At 69.0% G+C, this 21297-nt stretch carries 24 protein-coding genes and 2 tRNA genes; 11 read left to right on the top strand and 15 right to left on the bottom strand.

Annotated features, from left to right (window positions below; translation table 11 throughout):
- Nucleotides 1–46: 46 nt before the first annotated feature.
- The 6 genes from J2851_RS07730 (at nucleotide 47) to J2851_RS07705 (ending at nucleotide 5058) form a co-directional block, all read left to right on the top strand.
- Nucleotides 47–1213, top strand: coding sequence for an aspartate aminotransferase family protein (locus J2851_RS07730; RefSeq protein ID WP_209765550.1), 1167 nt, complete (start codon nucleotides 47–49; stop codon nucleotides 1211–1213).
- Nucleotides 1213–2145, top strand: coding sequence for an ornithine carbamoyltransferase (gene argF, locus J2851_RS07725; RefSeq protein WP_209765406.1), 933 nt, complete (start codon nucleotides 1213–1215; stop codon nucleotides 2143–2145). Before J2851_RS07730 ends, argF begins: the two co-directional genes overlap by 1 nt.
- A 93-nt stretch (nucleotides 2146–2238) precedes the next feature.
- Nucleotides 2239–3186: an Hsp33 family molecular chaperone gene (locus J2851_RS07720; protein ID WP_209765548.1), complete on the top strand. Its 948-nt coding sequence runs from the start codon at nucleotides 2239–2241 to the stop codon at nucleotides 3184–3186.
- 112 nt (nucleotides 3187–3298) lie between these two features.
- Nucleotides 3299–3892 (top strand): hypothetical protein, encoded by a 594-nt coding sequence (locus tag J2851_RS07715; RefSeq protein WP_209765404.1) that lies wholly within the window; start codon nucleotides 3299–3301, stop codon nucleotides 3890–3892.
- 180 nt (nucleotides 3893–4072) lie between these two features.
- Entirely contained in the window at nucleotides 4073–4378 is a 306-nt protein-coding gene (locus J2851_RS07710; RefSeq protein ID WP_209765403.1) for a hypothetical protein, read from the top strand.
- 11 nt (nucleotides 4379–4389) lie between these two features.
- Nucleotides 4390–5058 (top strand): hypothetical protein, encoded by a 669-nt coding sequence (locus tag J2851_RS07705; RefSeq protein WP_209765402.1) that lies wholly within the window; start codon nucleotides 4390–4392, stop codon nucleotides 5056–5058.
- Between the two features lie 292 nt (nucleotides 5059–5350).
- Here the strand turns inward: J2851_RS07705 and ahcY are convergent, their stop codons facing one another.
- A complete protein-coding gene (ahcY, locus tag J2851_RS07700) occupies nucleotides 5351–6655 on the bottom strand; it encodes an adenosylhomocysteinase (RefSeq protein ID WP_209765401.1) in 1305 nt (434 codons plus the stop codon).
- A gap of 215 nt (nucleotides 6656–6870) precedes the next feature.
- Here ahcY and J2851_RS07695 point away from each other — a divergent pair, with 215 nt between their 5' ends.
- The 3 genes from J2851_RS07695 to J2851_RS07685 are packed head-to-tail and all read left to right on the top strand — an operon-like array spanning nucleotide 6871 to nucleotide 8570.
- Entirely contained in the window at nucleotides 6871–7602 is a 732-nt protein-coding gene (locus J2851_RS07695) for a phosphatase PAP2 family protein (protein WP_209765400.1), read from the top strand.
- Between the two features lie 59 nt (nucleotides 7603–7661).
- Nucleotides 7662–8192: a hypothetical protein gene (locus J2851_RS07690; protein WP_209765399.1), complete on the top strand. Its 531-nt coding sequence runs from the start codon at nucleotides 7662–7664 to the stop codon at nucleotides 8190–8192.
- A 12-nt stretch (nucleotides 8193–8204) separates the two neighbouring features.
- On the top strand, nucleotides 8205–8570 hold the full coding sequence (locus J2851_RS07685; protein ID WP_209765398.1) for a hypothetical protein: 366 nt from the start codon (nucleotides 8205–8207) through the stop codon (nucleotides 8568–8570).
- A gap of 10 nt (nucleotides 8571–8580) precedes the next feature.
- Here the strand turns inward: J2851_RS07685 and J2851_RS07680 are convergent, their stop codons facing one another.
- The 10 genes from J2851_RS07680 to J2851_RS07635 form a co-directional block, all read right to left on the bottom strand.
- Nucleotides 8581–9327, bottom strand: coding sequence for an SDR family oxidoreductase (locus tag J2851_RS07680; RefSeq protein WP_209765397.1), 747 nt, complete (start codon nucleotides 9325–9327; stop codon nucleotides 8581–8583).
- A 29-nt stretch (nucleotides 9328–9356) separates the two neighbouring features.
- A complete protein-coding gene (locus J2851_RS07675; RefSeq protein ID WP_209765396.1) occupies nucleotides 9357–10793 on the bottom strand; it encodes an aldehyde dehydrogenase family protein in 1437 nt (478 codons plus the stop codon).
- A gap of 12 nt (nucleotides 10794–10805) precedes the next feature.
- Nucleotides 10806–12080: a TRAP transporter large permease gene (locus J2851_RS07670; RefSeq protein WP_209765395.1), complete on the bottom strand. Its 1275-nt coding sequence runs from the start codon at nucleotides 12078–12080 to the stop codon at nucleotides 10806–10808.
- A gap of 4 nt (nucleotides 12081–12084) precedes the next feature.
- A complete protein-coding gene (locus J2851_RS07665) occupies nucleotides 12085–12630 on the bottom strand; it encodes a TRAP transporter small permease (RefSeq protein WP_209765394.1) in 546 nt (181 codons plus the stop codon).
- A 132-nt stretch (nucleotides 12631–12762) separates the two neighbouring features.
- On the bottom strand, nucleotides 12763–13740 hold the full coding sequence (locus J2851_RS07660) for a TRAP transporter substrate-binding protein (RefSeq protein WP_209765393.1): 978 nt from the start codon (nucleotides 13738–13740) through the stop codon (nucleotides 12763–12765).
- 84 nt (nucleotides 13741–13824) lie between these two features.
- Nucleotides 13825–14769: a D-erythronate dehydrogenase gene (denD, locus tag J2851_RS07655; protein ID WP_209765392.1), complete on the bottom strand. Its 945-nt coding sequence runs from the start codon at nucleotides 14767–14769 to the stop codon at nucleotides 13825–13827.
- A complete protein-coding gene (otnK, locus tag J2851_RS07650; RefSeq protein WP_209765391.1) occupies nucleotides 14766–16034 on the bottom strand; it encodes a 3-oxo-tetronate kinase in 1269 nt (422 codons plus the stop codon). Before otnK ends, denD begins: the two co-directional genes overlap by 4 nt.
- The gene (gene otnI / locus J2851_RS07645; RefSeq protein ID WP_209765390.1) at nucleotides 16031–16819 is read right to left on the bottom strand and encodes a 2-oxo-tetronate isomerase; all 789 of its coding nucleotides are present in this window, start codon (nucleotides 16817–16819) and stop codon (nucleotides 16031–16033) included. The genes otnK and otnI overlap by 4 nt, the downstream gene beginning before the upstream one ends.
- Nucleotides 16820–16930: 111 nt before the next feature.
- Nucleotides 16931–17007 (bottom strand) — tRNA-Asp (locus J2851_RS07640).
- 4 nt (nucleotides 17008–17011) lie between these two features.
- Nucleotides 17012–17087 (bottom strand) — tRNA-Asn (locus J2851_RS07635).
- A gap of 198 nt (nucleotides 17088–17285) precedes the next feature.
- Here J2851_RS07635 and J2851_RS07630 point away from each other — a divergent pair.
- A complete protein-coding gene (locus J2851_RS07630) occupies nucleotides 17286–17864 on the top strand; it encodes a hypothetical protein (RefSeq protein WP_209765389.1) in 579 nt (192 codons plus the stop codon).
- Nucleotides 17865–17875: 11 nt separating this feature from the next.
- On the opposite strand, the gene J2851_RS07625 is transcribed toward J2851_RS07630, so the two are convergent.
- Together J2851_RS07625 and J2851_RS07620 are read right to left on the bottom strand one after the other, a co-directional pair.
- The gene (locus J2851_RS07625) at nucleotides 17876–18082 is read right to left on the bottom strand and encodes a hypothetical protein (protein WP_209765388.1); all 207 of its coding nucleotides are present in this window, start codon (nucleotides 18080–18082) and stop codon (nucleotides 17876–17878) included.
- Nucleotides 18083–18196: 114 nt separating this feature from the next.
- Complete coding sequence (locus J2851_RS07620; RefSeq protein ID WP_209765386.1) at nucleotides 18197–19195, bottom strand: MBL fold metallo-hydrolase; 999 nt, start codon at nucleotides 19193–19195, stop codon at nucleotides 18197–18199.
- A gap of 226 nt (nucleotides 19196–19421) precedes the next feature.
- Here J2851_RS07620 and J2851_RS07615 point away from each other — a divergent pair, with 226 nt between their 5' ends.
- Nucleotides 19422–19559: a hypothetical protein gene (locus J2851_RS07615; RefSeq protein WP_209765384.1), complete on the top strand. Its 138-nt coding sequence runs from the start codon at nucleotides 19422–19424 to the stop codon at nucleotides 19557–19559.
- Nucleotides 19560–19625: 66 nt separating this feature from the next.
- On the opposite strand, the gene J2851_RS07610 is transcribed toward J2851_RS07615, so the two are convergent.
- Nucleotides 19626–20264: a glutathione S-transferase family protein gene (locus J2851_RS07610; RefSeq protein WP_209765382.1), complete on the bottom strand. Its 639-nt coding sequence runs from the start codon at nucleotides 20262–20264 to the stop codon at nucleotides 19626–19628.
- Complete coding sequence (locus J2851_RS07605; protein WP_209765380.1) at nucleotides 20261–21199, bottom strand: LysR family transcriptional regulator; 939 nt, start codon at nucleotides 21197–21199, stop codon at nucleotides 20261–20263. The genes J2851_RS07610 and J2851_RS07605 overlap by 4 nt, the downstream gene beginning before the upstream one ends.
- Nucleotides 21200–21297: the final 98 nt, after the last annotated feature.

The following is a 21297-nucleotide window of genomic DNA, read 5'->3' as shown; positions in this document are numbered from 1 at the left end:
GCCGGGTCGTCCTCATTCGGAGGTTTCTACCGTGATTCCGGTCGTTATGCCCACATACTCCCGCGCCGACGTCGTGTTCGAGCGGGGCGAAGGTCCGTATCTGTACGCGACCGACGGGCGACGATTCCTGGATTTCGCCGCCGGCGTGGCGGTGACGGCGCTTGGTCACGCGAATCCCTACCTGATCAAGGCGCTGACGGAACAGGCCCACAAGGTCTGGCACACCTCCAACCTCTTCCGGGTGGCGGGGCAGGAGAGCCTGGCCAAGCGCCTGACGGAGGTCACCTTCGCCGACACCGTGTTCTTCACGAACTCGGGCGCGGAGGCGTGGGAGTGCGGCGCCAAGGCCGTGCGCAAGTACCATTATGAGAAGGGCGACAAGAAGCGCACCCGCATCATCACCTTCGAGCAGGCCTTCCACGGCCGCACGCTGGGCGCCATCTCGGCCGCCCAGCAGGAGAAGCTGGTGAAGGGCTTCGCGCCTCTGCTCGACGGTTTCGACCTCGTGCCGTTCGGCGACCTGGACGCGGTGCGCAAGGCCGTCACCGACCAGACCGCCGGCATCTGCGTGGAGCCCATCCAGGGCGAGGGCGGCATCCGCGTCGGCTCGGTGGAGTTCCTGCGCGGCCTGCGGGAGATCTGCGACGAGCACGGCCTGCTGCTGTTCCTGGACGAAATCCAGTCGGGCATGGGCCGCACCGGCAAGCTGTTCGCCCATGAATGGGCCGGCATCACGCCGGACGTCATGGCGGTCGCCAAGGGCATCGGCGGCGGCTTCCCGCTCGGCGCCTGCCTCGCCACGGAAAAGGCGGCGTCCGGCATGACCGCCGGCACGCACGGCTCCACCTACGGCGGCAACCCGCTCGCCACCGCGGTCGGCAACGCCGTGATGGACAAGGTGCTGGAGCCGGGCTTCCTGGAGCATGTCCAGCGCATCGGCGGCGTGCTGGAGGAGAGGCTGCACGGGCTCGTCTCCGAGCATCCGGCCGTCTTCAAGAGCGTGCGCGGCAAGGGGCTGATCCTCGGCCTCGTCTGCGGCCCGGCCGTGGGCGACGTGGTGGCGAAGCTGCGCGCCAACGGCCTGCTGTCGGTTCCGGCCGGCGACAACGTCGTCCGCCTGCTGCCGCCGTTGATCATCGGCGAGGCCGAGGTGGAGGAGGCCGTCGGCATCCTCGATAAGACCGCGGCCGAGATCTCTGGGGAGATGGCGTGATGTCCTCCGCTTCTCCGACTGCCGTGCGTCATTTCCTCGACATCGACCGGTTCGACAAGGCGACCCTGCGCCAAATCCTGGACATGGCCGTCACCATCAAGAAGGACATCCCGGCCTACCGCTCGCTGTTCGCGGGCCGTGCGCTGGCGATGATCTTCGAGAAGCCCTCGACCCGCACCCGCGTGTCGTTCGAGGTCGGCATGCGCCAGCTCGGCGGCGACGTGGTGGTGCTGAAGCCCGACGACATGCAGCTGGGCCGCGGCGAGACCATCGGCGACACCGCCCGCGTGCTGTCGCGCTACGTGGACGTGGTGATGGTCCGCACCATGGGCGAGGAGCGCGTCCATGAGCTGGCGAAGCACGCCTCGGTGCCGATCATCAACGGCCTGACCGACCAGTCGCACCCCTGCCAGATCATGGCCGACCTGATGACCTACGAGGAGCACCGCGGCTCCATCGAAGGGCGCGTCGTGGCCTGGAGCGGCGACATCAACAACGTCGCCGTCAGCTGGGTGCACGCCGCCGTGCGCCTGGGCTTCGAGATCCGTCTCGCCTGCCCGGACGCCTACGGCCCGCCGCCCGGCCTGCTGGAGTGGGCGGCGAAGGAGGGCACCGGCCGCGTCGTGGTCGTCTCCTCGCCGGCCGAAGCGGTGGCGGGGGCCGACTGCGTGATCACCGACGCCTGGGTGTCCATGCACAACACCGACGTGGACGAGCGGAGCGCCGTGCTCGCCGGCTATCAGGTGAACGAGGAACTGATGAGCCTCGCCCACCCGGAGGCGCTGTTCATGCACTGCCTGCCCGCCCACCGCGGGGAGGAAGTGACCGACGGCGTGATCGACGGCCGGCACTCCGTGGTCTGGGACGAGGCGGAAAATCGCCTGCACGCCCAGAAGGCCATCCTGGCATGGTGCCTGGAAGCCAATGTCTGAAGCCACTATCTAAGGTCACTTGACCAAAGGACACCACGGCGGGAGCGCTTGGGTAAGCGCTCCCGCTCGTCCTGTTGAACGATTGAGGACATGATGGACGATCCTTCCGTCCAACCGCTTCGCGACGACCTCGTTCTGCCATTCCAGATCGAGGCGTCGCGCCTGCGCGGCCGCATGGTGAAGATGGGCCCCGCGCTGGATGAAATCCTGACGCGCCACGCCTATCCGGAGCCGGTCGCCCGCTTCCTGGCCGAGACGATGACGCTCGCCATGCTGCTGTCCAGCATGCTGAAGTACGACGGCATCTTCACGCTGCAGACCAAGGGCGACGGGCCGATCAGCCTGATGGTGGCCGACATCACCTCGGTCGGCGACATCCGCGCCTACGCCCAGTACGACGAGGAGGCGCTGAAGAAGGCCGCCGACGACGTGGCCATCGCCCCGGCGCCGGCCCTGCTCGGCAAGGGTCACATCGCCTTCACCGTGGACCAGGGGCCGAACACCGAACGCTACCAGGGCATCGTCGAGCTGTACGGCAAGACGCTGGCCGACTGCGTGCAGCATTACTTCCGCCAGTCGGAGCAGATCGACACCGGCCTGACCGTGGCGGTCGACCAGGAAACCCTGCCGGACGGAAGCAAGGGCGCCTGGCGGGCCGGCGGCATCATGGTGCAGCGCCTGCCGCAGGATCCGACGGAACATGTGCTGGGTTCCGGCGACGAGGACGCGTGGCGCCGCGCCATGGTCCTGCTGGCCAGCACCACGGGCGACGAGCTTCTGGACCCGGAGCTTGCGGCCAGCGACCTGCTGTTCCGCCTGTTCCACGAGGACGGCGTGCGCGTCTGGCAGCCCAAGGCCTTGCGGTTCGGCTGCCGCTGCTCGCGCGAGCGGGTGTCCGACATGCTGTCCCGCCTGCCGCGGGCCGAGGTCCAGGACCTGAAGATCGACGACGGCCGCGTCGAGGTGGTCTGCCAGTTCTGCTCCACCGCCTACCACTTCGACGACGCGGACCTGGACCGGGTCTACGGGGCGGCGAAGTAACGCACGGTGAAATAAGGCGGGCGGCGAAGTCGCCGCCTCAGGATCCGAATGCGCTTCCAAAGCGGCGCGGCTATAGTGCCGCGCCGTTTTCGTTTGTCCAACCGGAGCGATCATGCCCTCCCGCCGTTTCGTCCTTGCCGCCGGCATCGCCGCCCTGGCCCTGTCGGCCTGCCAGAGCGCGCCGCCGCCACGTCCGGCGCCGCGGCCCATCGACTTTTCCAACTTCGGCCCGATCGTGCTGAACGCGGGCAGCATCGATGTGGTCGACGCCTACCGCCCGAACGGCGGCGTCCATGTGGAAGGCCGCTCGGCGGTGCCTCCGGCGCAGGCCGTGCGGCTGTGGGCCAGCGAGCGGTTGCGGGCCGCGGGCGGGCCGGGCCGCGTGCGCGTCACCATCCGCGACGCCAGCATCGTCGAAGCCCAACTGCAGAAGACCGGCGGCGTGAAGGGCTACTTCACCAACGACCAGGCCCAGCGCTACGACGGCCGCATCGAGGTGGAGGTGAGCGGCGAGGCGCCGGGCGAGACCAGCTTCCGCGGCTCCACCCGGTCGATCGTGACCTATTCGACCACGGTGCCGGAGAACATCTCGCTGGCCGACCGCGAGGCCACCTTCCTGGAGATCACCCGCCGCATGATGGACGACCTGAACGGTCGGCTGGATGCGGGAATTCGGAAGGATCTGGGGCCAATGGTGCGGCGCTGACCGTCAGCCGGAACGCTCCACCCCGCTGCGTCGCGTGACGGTCCTACGGCGGGTCGTCCTGTTGGATGCGACGCATAAGGCGAATGTCCGTGTTGCGCTTCGCCTTCCGATGTTTTAGTTTTTTGGCGATGGGAGCGCTCTTCGGGGTGCTCCCTATCCCATTTCGCGTGTCGAGGGGACATGGAACTGTTGGCCTTCTTCACATCAGGCGATCCCTCGACCCCCGGTGTGCAATCCGATCAGGCGAACGGTGGCGCGGGGCGGAGCCCGTCGGCCAGCACCGTTCGGTCCGATGCCGACAAAACCGACACGAATCCGACGGACGACGCGCGATCGCGCCACCTCGGCGACGCCTACCTGGGAGCGCCCCGCGCGGAGGTCATGATGCCGGGAAGCGCAGCCCCGATCACCATGTTCGACTCCATTCTCCCCGCCGACGTGCGCCGGTCGTTGGATGAACACATTCGCCGAGTCAGAATCGGGTAACGTCATCATTCATGGGGATATACGACGACTATCTGCGCGACCCCGTCACGCGCGCTTACGCGATTGCCATGATCGCGGCGGCCGGTCGTCCCCTGGTTTCCAACGAATTCAACTGGTATGTGGCGGACGCCCTGGTTCGCGACATCACCGCGCGCGACAGGGCGGGTCAGCCCCTTTTCCTGGCGTACCAAAGCGCTTTGCGGATGGTGCGCCTATCGCCGACCTTGCCAAGCCTGTCCTACGCATTGCTGTGCGCCTGTGCGCCAATCACGTTCCAGACCGTTTTGGCTGACGAGGCCTGGGTGGCGTTGATGCCCGACCCGGCGGATGCGTCGCTCGATTTCCAGGGCAGGGGGCGCCGCCATTTCCGGGCAGTCTTCGCCGCAGGGCTGGTGGAGCGGCTGTGGGGCCAGATCTCCTTCCCGACGATCCAACGCGACCGCGACCTGTTCCAACAACTGCGCCTCAGGCCCGTCGCGCCGGACGTGGTCAGGCAGGAATGCGCCGCCCTGGCGTGGGACCTCATCGGCCATCCCGCTGCCGGTCCCGGCAACCCCGGCCTGATGCGCGCCTTCGACGAGGCGTTCGCCGCACCGCCGGGCGGATCGTCGGTGCAGCGGATGGAGGCGGTGCACAAGCCGGTGAAGGGACTGATCGAGGATTTGCGCCGCCGCCGCTGAGCCTCCGCTCGAACCACATCAGAGCGCAAGTTGGGTGGAGGCGGCAGCCGAAACCCAACATCGTTGCAATTCCGCTTGTGTTGGGTTGCGCTGGCACTCCACCCAACCTACGGCGAACACCACATGCAAAAAGGGCCGCCCCACGGGGCGGCCCTTTCCATTCGCGGATGCCGGACCGCTTACAGCGGATTGCGATCCGCTTTGGACTGCGACCGCAGTCCCGGCCGCACATGCGGCCGAAGCCCGGCCGGCAAATGAGGCCATGTGAATCTAAAGCGGATGGAAATCCGCTTTAGTAGCGGTAATGCTCCGGCTTGAACGGGCCTTCGGCCTTCACGCCGATGTACTCAGCCTGCTTGGCCGTCAGCGTGGTCAGCTTGGCGCCGATCTTGTCCAGGTGCAGGCGGGCGACCTTCTCGTCCAGGTGCTTCGGCAGCACGTAGACCTTGCGCTCGTAGTTGGCGTGGTTGTTCCACAGCTCGATCTGGGCCAGCACCTGGTTGGTGAAGCTGGCGCTCATCACGAAGCTCGGGTGGCCGGTGGCGCAGCCCAGGTTCACCAGGCGGCCCTGGGCCAGGACGATCAGGCGCTTGCCGTCGGGGAAGACGACCTCGTCAACCTGCGGCTTGACCTCTTCCCACTTGTAGTTGCGGAGAGCCTCGATCTGGATCTCGCTGTCGAAGTGGCCGATGTTGCAGACGATGGCGCGGTCCTTCATCTGGCGCATGTGGTCCAGCGTGATGACGTCCACGTTGCCGGTGGCGGTGACGAAGATGTCGCCCAGCGGGGCGGCCTCGTCCATGGTCACCACCTGGTAGCCTTCCATGGCGGCCTGGAGGGCGTTGATCGGGTCGATCTCCGTCACCAGCACGCGCGCACCCTGGGAGCGCAGCGAGGCGGCCGAGCCCTTGCCCACGTCGCCGTAGCCGGCGACCACGGCGACCTTGGCGGCGACCATCACGTCGGTGGCGCGCTTGATGCCGTCGACCAGCGACTCGCGGCAGCCATAGAGGTTGTCGAACTTCGACTTGGTGACGCTGTCGTTCACGTTGATGGCCGGGACCTTCAGCGTGCCCTTCTTCATCATCTCATAGAGACGATGGACGCCCGTGGTGGTCTCCTCCGACAGGCCGCGGACCTCGGCCAGCATCTCCGGGTACTTGTCGTGCATGATCTGGGTGACGTCGCCGCCGTCGTCCAGGATCATGTTCGGCACCCAGCCGTCCGGCCCGCGCAGCGTCTGCTCGATGCACCACCAGAACTCCTCCTCCGTCTCGCCCTTCCAGGCGAAGACCGGGATGCCGGCGGCGGCGATGGCGGCGGCGGCCTGGTCCTGGGTCGAGAAGATGTTGCACGACGACCAGCGGACCGTGGCGCCGAGCGCGGTCAGCGTCTCGATCAGCACGGCGGTCTGGATGGTCATGTGCAGGCAGCCGACGATGCGGGCGCCCTTCAGCGGCTTGGACTCGCCGAACTCCGCGCGCAGCGCCATCAGGCCCGGCATCTCGGTCTCGGCGATGGTGATTTCCTTGCGGCCCCACTCGGCGAGGCTGATGTCCTTGACCTTGTAGTCGGTGAAGTTGGCGGGCGCGGCCATCGGGCTGTCTCCTGGACAACGAAAAAGAACAGGGGCGGGCGCACCGGCCCGCGTCTGGCGCATGGTGTAGCAGCGTGCCCGCAAGCGCGCAAGCATAAAGATATCTTTATGTTTAAGCGGTATGTTGCGCGCCCGTGACGGCTTCCCGTGATGTGCGGCTTGCCACAAACGTCGCCGCCGTGCGTTGCTTCCGCGGGAATGGCCGGAGGAAGGCGATGGTGCGCTACGGTTTGTTGGCCCGGCTCGGCCGGCACGAATTGACGCTGCTCGTCAGCGTCGCGGTGGCCGCGGGCCTGATCCTGTCCTTCGCCCTGCTGGCGGGGGAGGTGGTGGAGGGCGAGACCGCCGCCTTCGACCGTACGGTCCTGATGGCCTTGCGGGTGGCGGGCGATCCGGCGGTTCCCCTGGGGCCGGCTTGGCTTCAGAACGCGGCGCGCGACATCACGGCGCTCGGCAGCATCGCGGTGTTGTCGCTGATCACGGCGATCGCGTTGGGCTTCCTGCTGTTGCAGGGCAAGCGCGCGGCGGCGGCGCTGGTGTTGCTGGCCGTGGGCGGCGGCATGACGCTCAGCTCACTGATGAAGAACCAGATCGGGCGGGCGCGGCCGGACCTCGTGCCGCACGGCGACGTCGTCTTCACCGCCAGCTTCCCCAGCGGCCATTCGCTGATTTCCGCGGTGGTCTACCTGACGCTGGGCGCCATGCTCGCCCGCTTCGTCGAGGGGCGGCGGCAGAAAGCCTATGTGCTGATGGTGGCCATCGGCCTGACGCTGCTGATCGGGTGCAGCCGGGTCTATCTCGGCGTGCATTGGCCGACCGACGTGCTGGCCGGCTGGTGCCTGGGGGCGGCCTGGGCGTCGCTGTTCTGGATGGTTGCGCTGTGGCTGCAAAGACGCGGTGCGGTGGAACCGAACCTTGAGGAGGAGTCCGCCCCCGATCGCGCTTGACCCGACCTCGCCTGACCCGATATCTCGGTGTGACGGAGATGGGACGGCACAGCATATCGATGTCCAAAGGCACCCTCGACCACGAAACCTTGCAAGCCGTCGGCGTCCTGAAGCGCGCCGTGGAGCAGGCGCGGGTGACCGGCGTGCTGGAGTTCCGACTGCTGGTCGCGGCGCTGGAGCGCACGCTGGAATCGCGCAGCGTGCGCGAACTTGACGAGGCCAAGCGCGTTTTCGACACGCTGGACGGCGAGATCCGCGCCCGCGTCGTGGAGTACGCGAACGAGGCGGCGCGGGCGGAGGCCGGCATCCACGGGGCGCGCGGCCCCGTCCCGGTGGCGGAACCGGAGGCGAAGCGCACCGCCCTGCGCAAGGCGGTCCGCTCGGCGACGGGGTTCCTCGCGGCGCTGAACGGGGCGCGGGGCGGCGCCCAGGCTTCCGTCGAGGCCACCAATCCGGGGGGGGCGCCCGACAGCCGTGTCACGGCCAAGTCGCGCCTGCTGGCGGCGGTGGAAGAGCGGCGGGAGAACGACCTCACCGCCGCGCGGTTGCTGTCCGGCGGTCCGCTGTCGCCGGCAAGCTGGACGTCTTAAGGAACAGGTTGGATGACGCAGTTCAGGGTTGGCGATCAGGTCACGATCCACAACAGCCAGACCGGACCGGAAAAGATCGCCACGGTAGAGGCCTTCACCGAGGGCAAGCGCTGCATGGTGCTGTCCGACGGATCGCAGTGGCGGGCGGACGGGCAGCGCCAGTGGCGCGCCGGCAGCGCCTACTACAAGGGGCCGGTGGTCGAGCCGACGCAGCCCGGCGACCTGGAGATCGTCACCAAGCGCCGCGCCATCGGCGTGATCCGCAAGTTCGCCCAGGACCTGAACATGGACAGCCCGCTCAGCGCCGAGGCGCTGAAGCGGGTGGTCGATTTGATCCAGGCGGAAAAGGCCGCCGCGAAGGTGGCCGATCCGGAGTGAGCGACCGGGCCTAGATGCAGCGCCCGCCGTCCACCTCCAGGCAGACGCCGGTCAGGAATTCGGCCTCGTCGGAGCATAGGAACAGGGCGGCGTTGGCGATGTCCGCCGGCTGGGACAGGCGGCCGAGCGGGATCGAGGCCTTGAATTGGGCGCGCTTTTCCGGCGTGTCCTCCCCCATGAACAGGTGCAGCATGCCGGTCTCGCCGGCCACGGGGTTCAGCGCGCAGACGCGGATCTTGTCGGGCGCCAGCTCGACCGCCATGGACTTGGTGAGCGTGATCGCGGCCCCCTTGGAGCCGTTGTACCAGGTCAGCCCTGGCCGCGGCCGCACGCCGGCCGTGGAGGCCACGTTCAGGATCACCCCGCCGCCCTGCCGCCGGAACACCGGCACCGCGTGGATGGCGCCGAGGTAGATCGACTTCACGTTGACCGCGTAGATGCGGTCGAAGGTGTCCTCGTCCACTTCGGTCATCGGGCCGTTGCGGTGGGTGTAGCCGGCGTTGTTGACCAGGATGTCGAGCGTCCCGAAGGACTCGACCGCCGCGGCGACCATCGCCTCCACGTCGCGGCTGACGGAGACGTCGGCGCGCACCGCACGGGCCCGGTCGCCCATTTCAGCGGCGACGCGCCGGGCGGCCTCCTCGTTGATGTCGGCGACGACGACGTTCGCCCCCTCGGCGATGAAGCGCTTGACGATTCCTTCCCCGAACCCCGACCCGCCGCCGGTGACGATGGCGACCTTGTTCGCAAGGCGCATGTGTTTTCCTCCCGGTGTTGTTTGTTGCTTCAGTCGTGCTTGATCGCCACGGTCTTGGTGACGGAGAAGCCGTAGAGCGCCTCGAAGCCCTTTTCGCGGTTGAAGCCGCTCTTCTTCACGCCGCCGAAGGGCAGTTCGACGCCGCCGCCGGCCCCGTAGTTGTTGATGAAGACCTGCCCGGCCTGGAGCCGCCGGGCCAGCCGCATCTGCCGGCCGCCGTCGCGCGTCCAGACGCCGGCGACGAGGCCGTAGGGCGTGCCGTTGGCGATGCGCACCGCCTCCTCCTCCCCGTTGAAGGGGATGCAGGCGAGCGCCGGGCCGAACACCTCCTGCTGCTCCAGGGCGGAGCCGGGGGCCACATCGCCGAACAAGGCCGGGGCGACATAGAAGCCGCCGGCCGGCGCGCCGTCCACCACCCGCCCCTCCGCCAGCAGGCGGAAGCCGTTGGCCTTCGCGGCGGCGACCATGCCGGCGACGCGGTCCTTCTGCTTGGCATTGATCAGCGGGCCGACGTCGTGGTCCTCCAGCGCCGGCCCGACGGTCAGGGCGCGGAAGCGCTCCGCGACCATGGCGGTGAAGCGGTCGTAAATGGGCCGCTCGACCAGCACGCGGCTGCCGGCGGAGCAGGTCTGGCCGGCGTTCTGCACCGCCGCGCGGACGACGAAGGTCAGCGCCTGCTCCAGGTCGGCGTCGGCGAAGACCAGCTGCGGGGACTTGCCGCCCAGCTCCAGCGTCACCGGCACGATGTTGCGGGCCGCCGCCTGCTGCACCAGCGTGCCGACCTCCTGGCTGCCGGTGAAGGAGATGTGGTTGATGCCGGGATGGGCGGACAGCGCGGCCCCGGCCTCCTCCCCATAGCCCGTGACGATGTTGACGGAACCCGCGGGGAAGCCCGCCTCCGCCATCAGCCGGCCGAGATAGAGCGTGGTGAGGGAGGCGTCCTCGCCCGGCTTGATGACGCAGGCGTTGCCCATGGCCAGCGCCGCGCCGACGCTGCGTCCGATGATCTGCAGCGGGTAGTTCCAGGGGATGATGTGGGCGGTGACCCCGTGCGGCTCCCGCAGGGTCATCACCGTGTAACCGTTGAGGTAGGGGATGGTGTCCCCGTGCACCTTGTCGGCCGCCCCGCCGTAGAACTCGAAGTAGCGGGCGCAGGCCGTCACGTCCGCCTTGGCCTGGGCCAGCGGCTTGCCGACGTCGCGGGATTCCAGGGTCGCCAGCGTCTCCGCGTGCTCAAGGATCACGGATGAGAGGCGCTGCATCAGCCGTCCGCGCTCCGCGGCGGTCAGGCGGCCCCAATCGCCGTCCAGGGCGGTGCGGGCGGCGGTCACGGCGCGGTCGATGTCGGCGGCGGTGCCGCGGGGGATGGCGGCGAACTCCTCGCCGGTGGAGGGATCGACGACGGGAATGCGGCCGCCGTCCAGGGCGTCCACGAAGGCCCCGCCGATCAGGAGAGAGGTGTCCATGGGGTCAAATCCTCAGAAGACGAGGCCGCGGAAGAACAGGGTCACCGCGGGCACGTAGGTGATGACCATCAGGCAGGCGAAGACGACGATCACGAAGGGCACCAGCCGGCCGACGATCTGCTCCAGGCTCAGGCCGGCGACCTGGCAGGCGGCGAACAGGTTCACGCCGAAGGGCGGCGTCACCATGCCCAGCGCCAGGTTCACGACCATGATCAGCCCGAAATGCACGGGGTCGATGCCGAAATGGGCGGCGACCGGCGCCAGGATCGGGGCCAGCACGATGATGGAGGCCGAGGTCTCGATGAACATGCCGACCACGAACAGGAACAGGTTCACCGCCAGCAGAAAGGCCCAGCCGCTGCCGATCGCCTCGGCGATCCAGGCACCGATGGCGGCCGGGACGCCGGCCCGCGTGATCAGGAAGCTGAACAGCCCCGCCGCCGCGATGATGAACATGATGATGGAGGAGGACAGGACCGATTTCTTCAGGATCGGCCCCAGGTCCCGCCAGCCGATGGCGCGGTAGACGCCCATGCCGACGACGACCGCGTAGAAGACGGCCACCACCGACGCCTCCGTCGGCGTGAAGACGCCGCGGTAGATGCCGCCGATGATGATCACCGGCATCAGCAGGGCCAGCGCCGCCCGCTCCGTCGCCTTGACGAATCCCAGGTTGCCGGCGGCGTCCTCCTTGCCCCAGCCGTTCATCTTGCAGGTGACGTAGACGAACAGGGTCAGCGCCCCGCCGATCAGCAGGCCCGGCCCGACGCCGGCCGCGAACATCTCTCCGATGGAGACCTCCGCCGAAACGCCGTAGAGGATCATCGGGATCGACGGCGGGATGATCACCCCCAGCTCCGCCGAGGTGGCCTGGAGGGCGGCGGCGAATTCCGCCGGGTAGCGGTGCTTGATCATCGCCGGGATGATGATGGAGCCGATGGCGAAGGTCGTCGCCACGCTGGACCCCGACACCGAGGCGAAGATCATGCAGGTCAGCACGCAGGAGCAGGCAAGCCCGCCCTGCACGTTGCCGACCACCGCCTTGGCGAAGTCCACCAGCCGGCGGGAGATGCCGCCGGCCTCCATCAGGTTGCCGGCCAGGATGAAGAAGGGCACGGCCATCAGCGGGAAGCTGTCGATGGTCGTCACCAGCTTCTGCGCCACCACGATCAGCGGCATGGTGGTGAAGGCGGCGATGCCGCCGATGCTGGCCGCCGCGATGGCGATCGCGATGGGCACGCTGAGCGCGAACAGTCCCACCATGACGAGGAGCATGAAGCTGGTCATGGCCTTAGACCTCGTACACTTCTTGGGGGGCCGGTGCGCTGGCGCGGGCGTGCAGGGCCTCGCGGATTTGCTCCGCCGTGCGGGCCAGCAGCCCGACGATGGCGAGCACGGAGCCCACGGGCACGGCGGCGTAGACCAGCGCGATGGAGATGCCCTCCCCGGTGAAGGGATTGTCCACGCCGGCCAGCATCTGGAAGCGGACGCGCACCGCCATGTCCCAGCCGTACCAGGCCATGACCAGCAGCACGCCCAGCGACAGGCCGGAAATCGCGACGATCAACACCACGCGCGCCCCTCCGTGCAGCCGGTTGAACAGGAACTCCACCGCCATCAGGGCGCCGGTGCGGAAGGCGACGGCGACGCCCAGATAGACCATCCAGATGTTGAGGGAGCGCGCCGTCACCTCCGACCAGGTGGAGGGTTCCTCGAAGACGAAGCGCGTCACCACTTGGTAGAGCGAGACGCAGCAGGTGAGCACCAGCAGCGCCATCGCCGCGCGCAGGGTCCAGCGCATCAGGAAGGATTCGATGGACGAGAGGGCCGCGAGCATGGGGGACTCCTCGAATCGCTTGCCCCCTCCCCATCCCTCCCCCGCTTGCGCGGGAGAGGGGGCTTGAATCCCCTCCACCGCAAAGCGGGGGAGGGTTAGGGAGGGGGCGCAGTGCGGCTCAGTAAGCGCGGCTCAGTACTTGTAGGACTTGATCGCGTCGATCTTGTCCTGGCCGAACTTCTTGGCGTAGTCGGCGTAGGCGGGCTTCAGGGCTTCCTGGAAGGCGGTGGTGTCCACGTCGGTGACCACCTCCATGCCCTGCTTCTTCAGCTCCTCGATGCCGTTCTTGGCGTCGTCCTCGGCCTTCTGGCGCATGGCCTTGGCGCCCGCCAGGGCGGCCTGCTTGAACCAGCCCTTTTCCTGGTCCGACAGCTTGTTCCACACCGACGGCGACAGGATGATCAGGGCTGGCGAATAGACGTGCTGAGTCACCGTCAGGTACTTCTGCACCTGGGAGAACTTGGCGGAGAGGATCACGCCGATGGGGTTCTCCTGCCCATCGACCGTGCCCTGCTGCATGGCGGTGAACAGCTCCGGGAAGGCCATCGGCGTGGGCAGGACGCCCAGCGCCTTGAAGGCCGTCATGTGCACCTGGTTCTCCATGGTGCGGATCTTCAGCCCCTTGGCGTCGGCCGGCGACTTCACGGGGTGCTTGGAGTTGGTCAGGTTGCGGAAGCCGTTCTCGCCCCAGGCCAGCGCGATCAGCCCGTGCTTGGGGAACTGGTCCAGGATCGCCTGCCCGATGGGGCCGTCCAGCACCGCGTGGGCGTGGGCGTAGTCCTTGAACAGGAAGGGGATGTCGGTGATCAGCGTGTCCGGCACGAAGTTGCCGACCGGGCCGGAGGAGGTGACGACGATGTCCACCGTACCGATCTGCGCACCCTCCACCATCTCGCGCTCGCCGCCCAGCGCGTTGGCCGGGAACTGCTTGATGGTCCATTTGCCGCCGGACAAGCGGGACAGTTCGTCGCCCATCGCCGTGGCGCCCACCCCGTAGTGGGAGGTCGGGGCGAGCGAGTAGCCGAGCTTCAACTCCTCAGCGCCGGCCGCCACGGACGTGGCGAGGCCGAGCGCGAACACACCGGTGGCGATGACCCTTTTCAGCAACATGAACGTGTTTCCTCCCTCAAGGAACGCGATGCGGCACAGCGGCCGGTGGTCCGGCTCTGAGACTGTTGGTGCCACGAGCAAATGTTAGCGTGTGTTGACCCGTTTTGGCATGTCCTCTTCGACATAGGCCTGCACGATGGCGTCGATGCCCGTGTCGCGGCCGAAGCCCAGCCGGTCGGCGCGATCCGTGTCCATGTCCGCCGGCCAGCTGGCGACGATGCGGGCGATCCGCTCGTCCGGCCGGTGGTCGATCAGGGACGAATCGCCGCCGGCCTTCTCCAGCGCCGCGATCATGCTGCGGACAGTGACGGAGATGCCCGGCAGGTTCAGCGTGCGATCGTCCTCCCACGCCTCGGGGGCCAAGCCGTGGGCGTGCAGCAGGTTGGCGACCACCCGGGCGGGGGAGGTGATCCACAGCGCCAACTCCTGCGGCACCGGGCAGGCCGAGCGCTCGCCCGACAGCGGCTCCCGGATGATGCCGCTGGCGAAGGAGGAGGCGGCGAGGTTCGGCTTGCCCGGCCGCACCACCACGGTCGGCAGGCGCAGGCTGCAGCCCTGGATGAAGCCCTTGCGGCTGTAGTCGTTGACCAGCAGCTCCCCGATCGCTTTCTGGGTGCCATAGGAGGATTGCGGGCGGGCCGGCGTGTCGTCCAGGACCAGCGGCGGTGCGTGGCCGAACACGGCGACGGAGCTGGCGAAGACGACGCGCGGCGGGGCGGGCAGGGCGCGGCAGACCTCCAGCAGGGCGCGGGTTCCGTCCACGTTGACGCGCATGCCAAGGTCGAAGTCGGCCTCCGCCGCCGCGCTGACCACGGCGGCGAGGTGGAAGACGCTGTCGAAGCCTTCCTTGCGCAGCCGGTCCTGCACCGCCGGGTCGCAGAGGTCGCCGACGATGCTGTCTGTACCGGGAAGGGGCTCCGCGCTTGGCTGGACGTCCAGCAGCGTGATGCTGTGTCCGCCCTCGGCGAGCAGACGCTGCGCCAGCTTGCGGCCAAGGAAGCCGTTGCCGCCGGTGATCAGGATCCTCATGGCATGACCTCCAGCGCGTCGGAGAAGAAGTTGGGGCCGCCGAAGTTGCCGGACTTCAGCGCCAGCGCGTAGGTCACGGGGCCGAGGCTGACGGTGGCGGGCACGCCCGGCGCGATCTCCGGCCCGATGCGCAGGGCCTTCACCCCCAGCGCGTCGACCACGGCGCCGGAGGTCTCGCCGCCGGCCACCACGAAGCGGCGGGCGCCGGCCTCCGCCAATCCCTGGGCGAGGCGCGCGAAGGCTTCCTCCACGCGCCGCCCGGCCTCCTCCCGGCCGTGGCGGTCCTGCACGGTCCGGACGCTGTCCGGCGGAGCGCTGGAGGCGACCAGGACCGGCCGATGGCCGAACTCGGCCATGACGGCGTCATGCAGCGCGGGCACCATGTCCGTGCCGGCCAGCAGGGCGTCCACGTCCAGCCGGAGCACGGGATAGCGTTGGCCCGCCGCCTCCACCTGCGCCAGCGTGGCGGGGGAGCAGCTTCCGGCCAGAAGCACCTCCGGCCCGGCGACGGCGGGCAGGTCGGTGGCGTTGCGGCCGCTGGCCAGCCCAGCCTCGATGAAGTTGCGGGCGATGCCGCCGGCCAAGCCCGACGCTCCGGTGACCAGGGAGAGGTCGCGGCAGGCGGAGCCGATGGCGGCGAGGTCGCCCAGTGTCAGCGCGTCCACCACGGCGGCCCCGATGCTGGCCTTGCGCAGCACGTCGAAGGCGGCGCGCACCGCGTCGGGCCCCTGCGTCACCGTCTGCCAATCCACCAGCCCGATCCGGGTCCGGCTCTGCCGTTCCAGGACGCGGACAAGGTTGGCGTCGCGCATGGGGTTCAGCGGGTGGTCCTTCAGCGGCGATTCGTTGAGCGGCTGGCTCCAGACGAACAGGTTGCCCTGGTAGACCGTGCGCCCGGTTTCGGGGAAGGAGGGGCTGGCGATGGTGAAGCCGGCGCCGGTCTCCTCCAGCAGCGCGTCCATGACCGGGCCGATGTTGCCGCGGTCAGTGCTGTCGAAGGTGGAGCAGTACTTGAAGTAACACTGCCGCGCGCCGAGCCCCTTCAGCCGCCGCCACGCGTCCACGGACATGCGCACGGCCTCCGCGGGCTCGATGGAGCGGCTCTTCAGCGCGGCGACCACGGCCTCCGCGTCGTCGGGGGCGTGGTCCAGCCCTTCGGGGCCGATGGTCTGGACGGTGTGCAGGCCCGCTTTGGCGAGCGTGTTGGCGAGGTCCGACGCGCCGGTGTAGTCGTCGGCCACGCAGCCCAGGAGCAGGCGGCTCATCGCGCGGCGTCCAGATAGCGCTTGGCCCAGCCGAGGCCGGCGACGGTTCCCGCCTTCGGCCGGTATTCGCACCCGACCCAGCCGGCGTAGCCGATCTCGTCCAGCACGCGCAGCAGGTGGTGCGGGTCGCACTCGCCGGTGTCCGGCTCGTGCCGGTCGGGGACGCCGGCGATCTGCACATGGCCGATCACGGGGGCGAGCCGGCGCAGCCGCATGGTCAGGTCGCCCTCCATGATCTGCGCGTGGTAGAGGTCGAACTGGAGCTTCAGGTTGGGGCGGTCCACCGCCTCGATCACCTGGACGGCTTCCGTCGTCGTGCGCAGCAGGTAGCCGGGCATGTCGCGGTCGTTCAACGGCTCGATCACGATGGTGCGGTCGTGGTCGGCGGCGCGGTGGGCGGCGTGGCGCAGCCGCTCCGCATAGAGCGCCAGCGCGTCCTCGCGGCTCATCCCGGCGGGCGGGATGCCGGCCATCATGTGCAGGGTGGGGCAGTCCAGGGCCGCGGCGTAGATCAGCGCGCGCTCGACCGATTCGACGAAGTCGGTCTCCCGGTCGGGGAGGCAGGCGAGGCCGCGCTCCCCCGCCGCCCAGTCGCCGGGGGGCATGTTGAACAGGGCGACCGAGACGCCGCTGTCCGCCTTGCGGCGGGCGACCTCAGCCTCTGGGAAGTCATAGGGGAACAGGAACTCCACCGCGCGGAAACCGGCGTCGGCGGCCGCCTGGAAGCGGTCGAGGAACGGGACCTCGTTGAACATCATGGTGAGATTGGCGGCAAGGCGCGCCATGGCCCTCTCTCCTCCCCGTGGTCGCGGACCGATTGTTGGGTCCGCTGATTGTCCGGCAGTGTCGACGCCCGCTCGGGGCGCCGTCAAGCCTGACGGCAGGAAAAGAGAGAGTGGCGCGAGTGACGGGACTTGAACCCGCGGCCTCCGGCGTGACAGGCCGGCGCTCTAACCAACTGAGCTACACCCGCATAATGGCTCCGGATGCTGGACTCGAACCAGCGACACGCGGATTAACAGTCCGCTGCTCTACCGACTGAGCTAATCCGGAACGGAGGCCGGCTTATAAAGCTGATCCGGGACCCTGGCAAGGGAAATCGAACAGGGCCTTCCAACTTTTTTCCAGGGGGCGGGATGGGGCCGGGAATCCCGTGACAAGAACGCCCACGGCTCGCCCGATGGTTGACAGGCGGGCCGGCTTTCGCTTCCTTCCGCGACCGGTGTTCCTCCTCCGTTGGTCCTAGCCCGCATGTCCAAGGTTGTCCCGTTCGCCGCCGCCCGCGAGGCCCTGATGGCCCGCCTTACCGAGCAGCTTCCCCCCTCCACCGAATGGGCCGGGCGTCTGCTTCTGATGCCCGAGGGGGTGCGGACCGAGCCGATGCCGGCGCAGGACGCGGTGGAGGGCCTGCGCGCCTTCCGCGCCGGGCTGGGCGAGGCGATCGGCGCCGCTCCCTGTTCGGTGGGCGGGATGTGGGTGTCGCGGGAGGATTGCCTGGACTGGGACGGGCTGCTGGCCCCCCTGGCCGTCGCCGCGGGCTATGTGGTGAAGGGGGCGACCGGCGGGGCCGGCCTGTCGGTGGAGCTGTTCCGCTGCAAGGCGGCGCTGGCCGGCTGGGGCGTGCGCGGCGTCCGTGGGGAGGCGTCCGTGGCGCGGGCGGCGGGCTACGCCGTGGTGTCGGTCAGCCGCCGCCCGGACGACCAGGAAATCGTGCTCGACCGTGTCATGGACACCTTCAGCTTCGTCCTGCGCAGCCAGGGCGAACCGACGGTGGAGGCCGAGGATCTGGACGCCCGCCTGGCCCGGCGGGCGTGGCCCATGCGGAAGTGACCGGAACCGCGTCAGCGGATCAGGGCGTCGGCGTGGATGATCCGTGCGACGGTCTGCGACCGCTGGACGTCCCGCACTTCCAGGATGATGCCGAGGTTCAGCGCGGCCAGGTTCTCCGCCAGGGAGCGCACCGTCTCCCTCACCTGGTCGAGGGCGTTTGGGTCCCAGTCCGAGTCGCTGCCGAGCGAACTGACAAAGGCATTGATTTCCAACTGCATTTCCGCCGGGTCCCGCCGATGGTGGTGTGTCCTTACACCTCCTGCATTACCCCGGCGCGATGGTCCCAACAATGACGCTTGCGCCATATGTCGGGAGCCGATCGTGACTCTCCCCTAGATATAGCGGGGGCGAAAGCGCAAGGTCTCACCGACCGTCGGTACGACGAAGCGGTTAGACTCTACGGATTGCTCGGCGAGGGCTTGGTCCAGCTCCCGGGCGGGGGCGTCGAAGGCTTCCGGCGTCAGCTGGAAGGTGCCGAAATGCATGGCGACGCTCTGCCGCGCGCCAAGCTCCCCATGCGCCCGCACGGCTTCGGCCGGGTCCATATGCTGGGCCGCCATGAACCAGCGCGGCTCATAGGCGCCGATGGGCAGCAGCGCCACGTCGATGGGACCGAACCGCGCGGCGATCTCGCGGAAATGGGGGCAATAGCCGGTGTCGCCGGCGAAATAGACGGTGACGTCCGGCGCCTCGATCACGAAGCCGCCCCACAGGGTCCGGCGGCGGTCGAACCGCCCGCGCGCCGACCAGTGCTGGGCGGGCACGAAGGTGATGCGCGTGCCCTCCGGCCCGTCGATGCCGTCCCACCAGTCCATCTCCGCCACCGCCTCGAAGCCGGCCCGGCGCAGCGGCGGCCCGTTGCCGATCCCGGTCAACGCCTGGACGGCGCCGTGGCGCCGCGCCAGCCGGCGCAGGCTCGGCAGGTCCATGTGGTCGTAGTGGTTGTGGCTCAGCAGCACGGAGTCGATCGGCGGCAGGTCCGCCATGCGCACCCCCGGCGCGCGGGCGCGCTTCGGTCCCAGCCGGCCGAACGGCCCCGCCCGGTCGGAGAAGACGGGGTCGGTCAGGAAGGCGGCGCCTCCGACCTGGATCAGGAAGGTGACGTGCCCGACGAAGGTGACCGCCACCTCGCCCCGCGCCGGCGGTGCCGCGGGCGGGACGCGCGGCTCCACCGGCGGCAGCGCCGGCCAGCGCTGCCAGGACGTCCGGTAGAGCCGCCAGAGGTCGCGCAGGCCTTTGTCCGTGTCCGCGTGTGGATTGAAGAATCGGTTGCCGTCCCAATGGTCGGAGGGTACGGCGGGAAAGCGGGCTTGGGAGTCGTCGCGCGGCATGGGCAACAGGTGGGGACGCGGCGGTTCCTTGGCTAGGCCTTGTCCATGGCGCGCGGGCGGTTAAGTCCTATAACGGTTGGCCAAACGAACCGTGGGCGTTGCAGAAAGTTTTGTTGACAACGCGTTGATAGAATTGCATTTTTGACGTGTTGCCATGCAAAATCAGCGCATAGGGTATTTGGTATACCAGTGTATAGTCTGCTCATCGAGAACGATGGAGATTGCCATGAACAGCTCGACCTTCACCAACGCCCGTTCCGTCCTGACCCAGCCCTCCCACGCGCAGATCATCCGCGAGTTCGTGGTGTCCTGGTTCAAGGCCACGCCGGTGTATCTGGTCTACCGCGCCCTGACCGAGAAGTGATCGCGGCGCGGCACGCAGCGGGGGCGGTTCCCTGAAGACTTCACCGCCGCCCCCCGCCGTCTGCTTTCAGGTTTCCGGCGGAAAGTTCCGCCGCCAGACCGGCGCCAGCGCCGGCAGGCTGTCGACGCGGTCCGCCACCGCCGCCATCTTCGGGCAGTGTTCCCGGAACCAGGCGCGGCGCGGCCGCCAGCGGACCATCGCCCCGGCATAGATGTCCAGGGCGGAAAAACGCTCCCCCAGCACCCATGGCCCTTTGACGGCCGTCTCCTCGAACTGGCGCCACAGCCGCTTGCGGTGCTCCAGCGTGGACGCGCCCAGATCGTCCGGCGCACCGGGCGCCCAGCGCTCCGGATAGTCGCCGTAGGTGAAGGTCGGGTAGACATTCGCCACCATCCACACCAGCCAGCGCAGGAAGTCCGGACGCTCCGCCGCATCGGGTGGGGGCGCCAAGCCCGATTCCGGGTGGCGCTCGGCCAGCAGAAGCGCGATCGCCGCGCTTTCCGTCATCACGGTGCCGTCGGGCAGGACCAGCGCCGGCACCTGGGCCAGCGGGTTCACCGCGCGCAGCCGCTCGCGCGCCGGGCCGTCCCGGTCGAAGCCCTCCACATCCTCGAACGCGACCGGCACGCCGCAGCAGGCCAGCATGGCCTCCACCAGCACCGAACCCCAGCCGGGCACCCCATACAGCCTGTAGCCGTCCGTCATTCCTCCACCCCCCGTCCGTGATCCGGCGCCGAGGCGAGCGCCCAGAACGCCTCCGCCGCCGGGCTCTGGCGCGCGCGGGGGCGGAACAGCCGCACCTCCACCGCGATGTCCCAGGCGCCGTCGCCCGCCCGCACCAGCAGGCCCCGCGACAGGTCGTCGGCGATCAGGCTTTCCGGCAGCCACGCCACCCCGCGCCCGTCCCGCGCCAGGGTGCGCAGCACCGCCGCCAGATGCGAGGTGAACACCGTTTCCAGCCGCAACGGCACGGGGAAAGCTCCCTGCGCAGCGCGGACGATGCGGCCCATGCCGGATTCCGGGCTGTAGGCAAGGTGGGGCAGGGGGCCTGCCGCCAGGCTGTGCAAAGGCTGGCCGTCCGCGCGCGGGGCGGTCACCGGCACCAGCACGTCCTCCCCTACGCGGGCGGAGCGGAAGGCGGCGGTGTCCAGCCGGGACGGGGCGGCCGCGTGGTGGTGGCACAGCAGGAACTGCGCTTGGCCTTGCAGCATCACCTGCTCGCAGGCCTGCATGCTGTCGGAGACGAGGTGGATGGCGCCCAGCCGCGCCGCGGAGTCGGCTTGGACGTGGGCCCGGCCCTCCAGCGCGCGCAGCCAGGCGGGAAAGAAGGTCAGCGACAGCGCGTGGGTCGCGGCGAAGCGCAGGGAGGAGGCCGCGACCTCCCCCGCCAGCCGCGCCTCGTCCCGCCCCTGGAGCAGGCGCCGCACCGTCTCGTCCGCGAAGGGGCGGAAGCGCCGCCCGGCCTCGGTCAGGCCGACGGGCTGCGTCGTGCGGTCGAACAGCGGCGTGCCGACCCAGTCCTCCAGCGCGCGGATGCGCCGGCTGAAGGCCGGCTGCGTCAGGTGGCGCCCCTCCGCCGCGCGCGAGAAGTTCCCGCACTCCGCCAGCGCCAGGAAATCCTCCAGCCAGTTCAGTTCCATACCTGTGTTCCAAAAAGGCTTGATGTGCGAGGTTGGAAAATGAGAAAATCAAGCATAGGAACTGATAATACTGATCCTGGAGTGTTAGACGATTCCGC

The organism is Azospirillum rugosum (assembly GCF_017876155.1).
GTDB classification, from domain to species: Bacteria; Pseudomonadota; Alphaproteobacteria; order Azospirillales; family Azospirillaceae; genus Azospirillum; species Azospirillum rugosum.
The sequence above is the reverse complement of the archived record's forward strand: the minus strand, read 5'-3'. Positions and strand labels throughout refer to the sequence as shown.

Excerpts from the sequence above, each read along its gene's own strand:
- J2851_RS07730 (WP_209765550.1), top strand. The coding sequence starts at position 47 with ATGCCCACATACTCCCGCGCCGACGTCGTGTTCGAGCGGGGCGAAGGT.
- argF (WP_209765406.1), top strand. The coding sequence starts at position 1,213 with ATGTCCTCCGCTTCTCCGACTGCCGTGCGTCATTTCCTCGACATCGAC.
- J2851_RS07720 (WP_209765548.1), top strand. The coding sequence starts at position 2,239 with ATGGACGATCCTTCCGTCCAACCGCTTCGCGACGACCTCGTTCTGCCA.
- J2851_RS07715 (WP_209765404.1), top strand. The coding sequence starts at position 3,299 with ATGCCCTCCCGCCGTTTCGTCCTTGCCGCCGGCATCGCCGCCCTGGCC.
- J2851_RS07710 (WP_209765403.1), top strand. The coding sequence starts at position 4,073 with ATGGAACTGTTGGCCTTCTTCACATCAGGCGATCCCTCGACCCCCGGT.
- J2851_RS07705 (WP_209765402.1), top strand. The coding sequence starts at position 4,390 with ATGGGGATATACGACGACTATCTGCGCGACCCCGTCACGCGCGCTTAC.
- ahcY (WP_209765401.1), bottom strand. The coding sequence starts at position 6,655 with ATGGCCGCGCCCGCCAACTTCACCGACTACAAGGTCAAGGACATCAGC.
- J2851_RS07695 (WP_209765400.1), top strand. The coding sequence starts at position 6,871 with ATGGTGCGCTACGGTTTGTTGGCCCGGCTCGGCCGGCACGAATTGACG.
- J2851_RS07690 (WP_209765399.1), top strand. The coding sequence starts at position 7,662 with ATGTCCAAAGGCACCCTCGACCACGAAACCTTGCAAGCCGTCGGCGTC.
- J2851_RS07685 (WP_209765398.1), top strand. The coding sequence starts at position 8,205 with ATGACGCAGTTCAGGGTTGGCGATCAGGTCACGATCCACAACAGCCAG.
- J2851_RS07680 (WP_209765397.1), bottom strand. The coding sequence starts at position 9,327 with ATGCGCCTTGCGAACAAGGTCGCCATCGTCACCGGCGGCGGGTCGGGG.
- J2851_RS07675 (WP_209765396.1), bottom strand. The coding sequence starts at position 10,793 with ATGGACACCTCTCTCCTGATCGGCGGGGCCTTCGTGGACGCCCTGGAC.
- J2851_RS07670 (WP_209765395.1), bottom strand. The coding sequence starts at position 12,080 with ATGACCAGCTTCATGCTCCTCGTCATGGTGGGACTGTTCGCGCTCAGC.
- J2851_RS07665 (WP_209765394.1), bottom strand. The coding sequence starts at position 12,630 with ATGCTCGCGGCCCTCTCGTCCATCGAATCCTTCCTGATGCGCTGGACC.
- J2851_RS07660 (WP_209765393.1), bottom strand. The coding sequence starts at position 13,740 with ATGTTGCTGAAAAGGGTCATCGCCACCGGTGTGTTCGCGCTCGGCCTC.
- denD (WP_209765392.1), bottom strand. The coding sequence starts at position 14,769 with ATGAGGATCCTGATCACCGGCGGCAACGGCTTCCTTGGCCGCAAGCTG.
- otnK (WP_209765391.1), bottom strand. The coding sequence starts at position 16,034 with ATGAGCCGCCTGCTCCTGGGCTGCGTGGCCGACGACTACACCGGCGCG.
- otnI (WP_209765390.1), bottom strand. The coding sequence starts at position 16,819 with ATGGCGCGCCTTGCCGCCAATCTCACCATGATGTTCAACGAGGTCCCG.
- J2851_RS07630 (WP_209765389.1), top strand. The coding sequence starts at position 17,286 with ATGTCCAAGGTTGTCCCGTTCGCCGCCGCCCGCGAGGCCCTGATGGCC.
- J2851_RS07625 (WP_209765388.1), bottom strand. The coding sequence starts at position 18,082 with ATGCAGTTGGAAATCAATGCCTTTGTCAGTTCGCTCGGCAGCGACTCG.
- J2851_RS07620 (WP_209765386.1), bottom strand. The coding sequence starts at position 19,195 with ATGCCGCGCGACGACTCCCAAGCCCGCTTTCCCGCCGTACCCTCCGAC.
- J2851_RS07615 (WP_209765384.1), top strand. The coding sequence starts at position 19,422 with ATGAACAGCTCGACCTTCACCAACGCCCGTTCCGTCCTGACCCAGCCC.
- J2851_RS07610 (WP_209765382.1), bottom strand. The coding sequence starts at position 20,264 with ATGACGGACGGCTACAGGCTGTATGGGGTGCCCGGCTGGGGTTCGGTG.
- J2851_RS07605 (WP_209765380.1), bottom strand. The coding sequence starts at position 21,199 with ATGGAACTGAACTGGCTGGAGGATTTCCTGGCGCTGGCGGAGTGCGGG.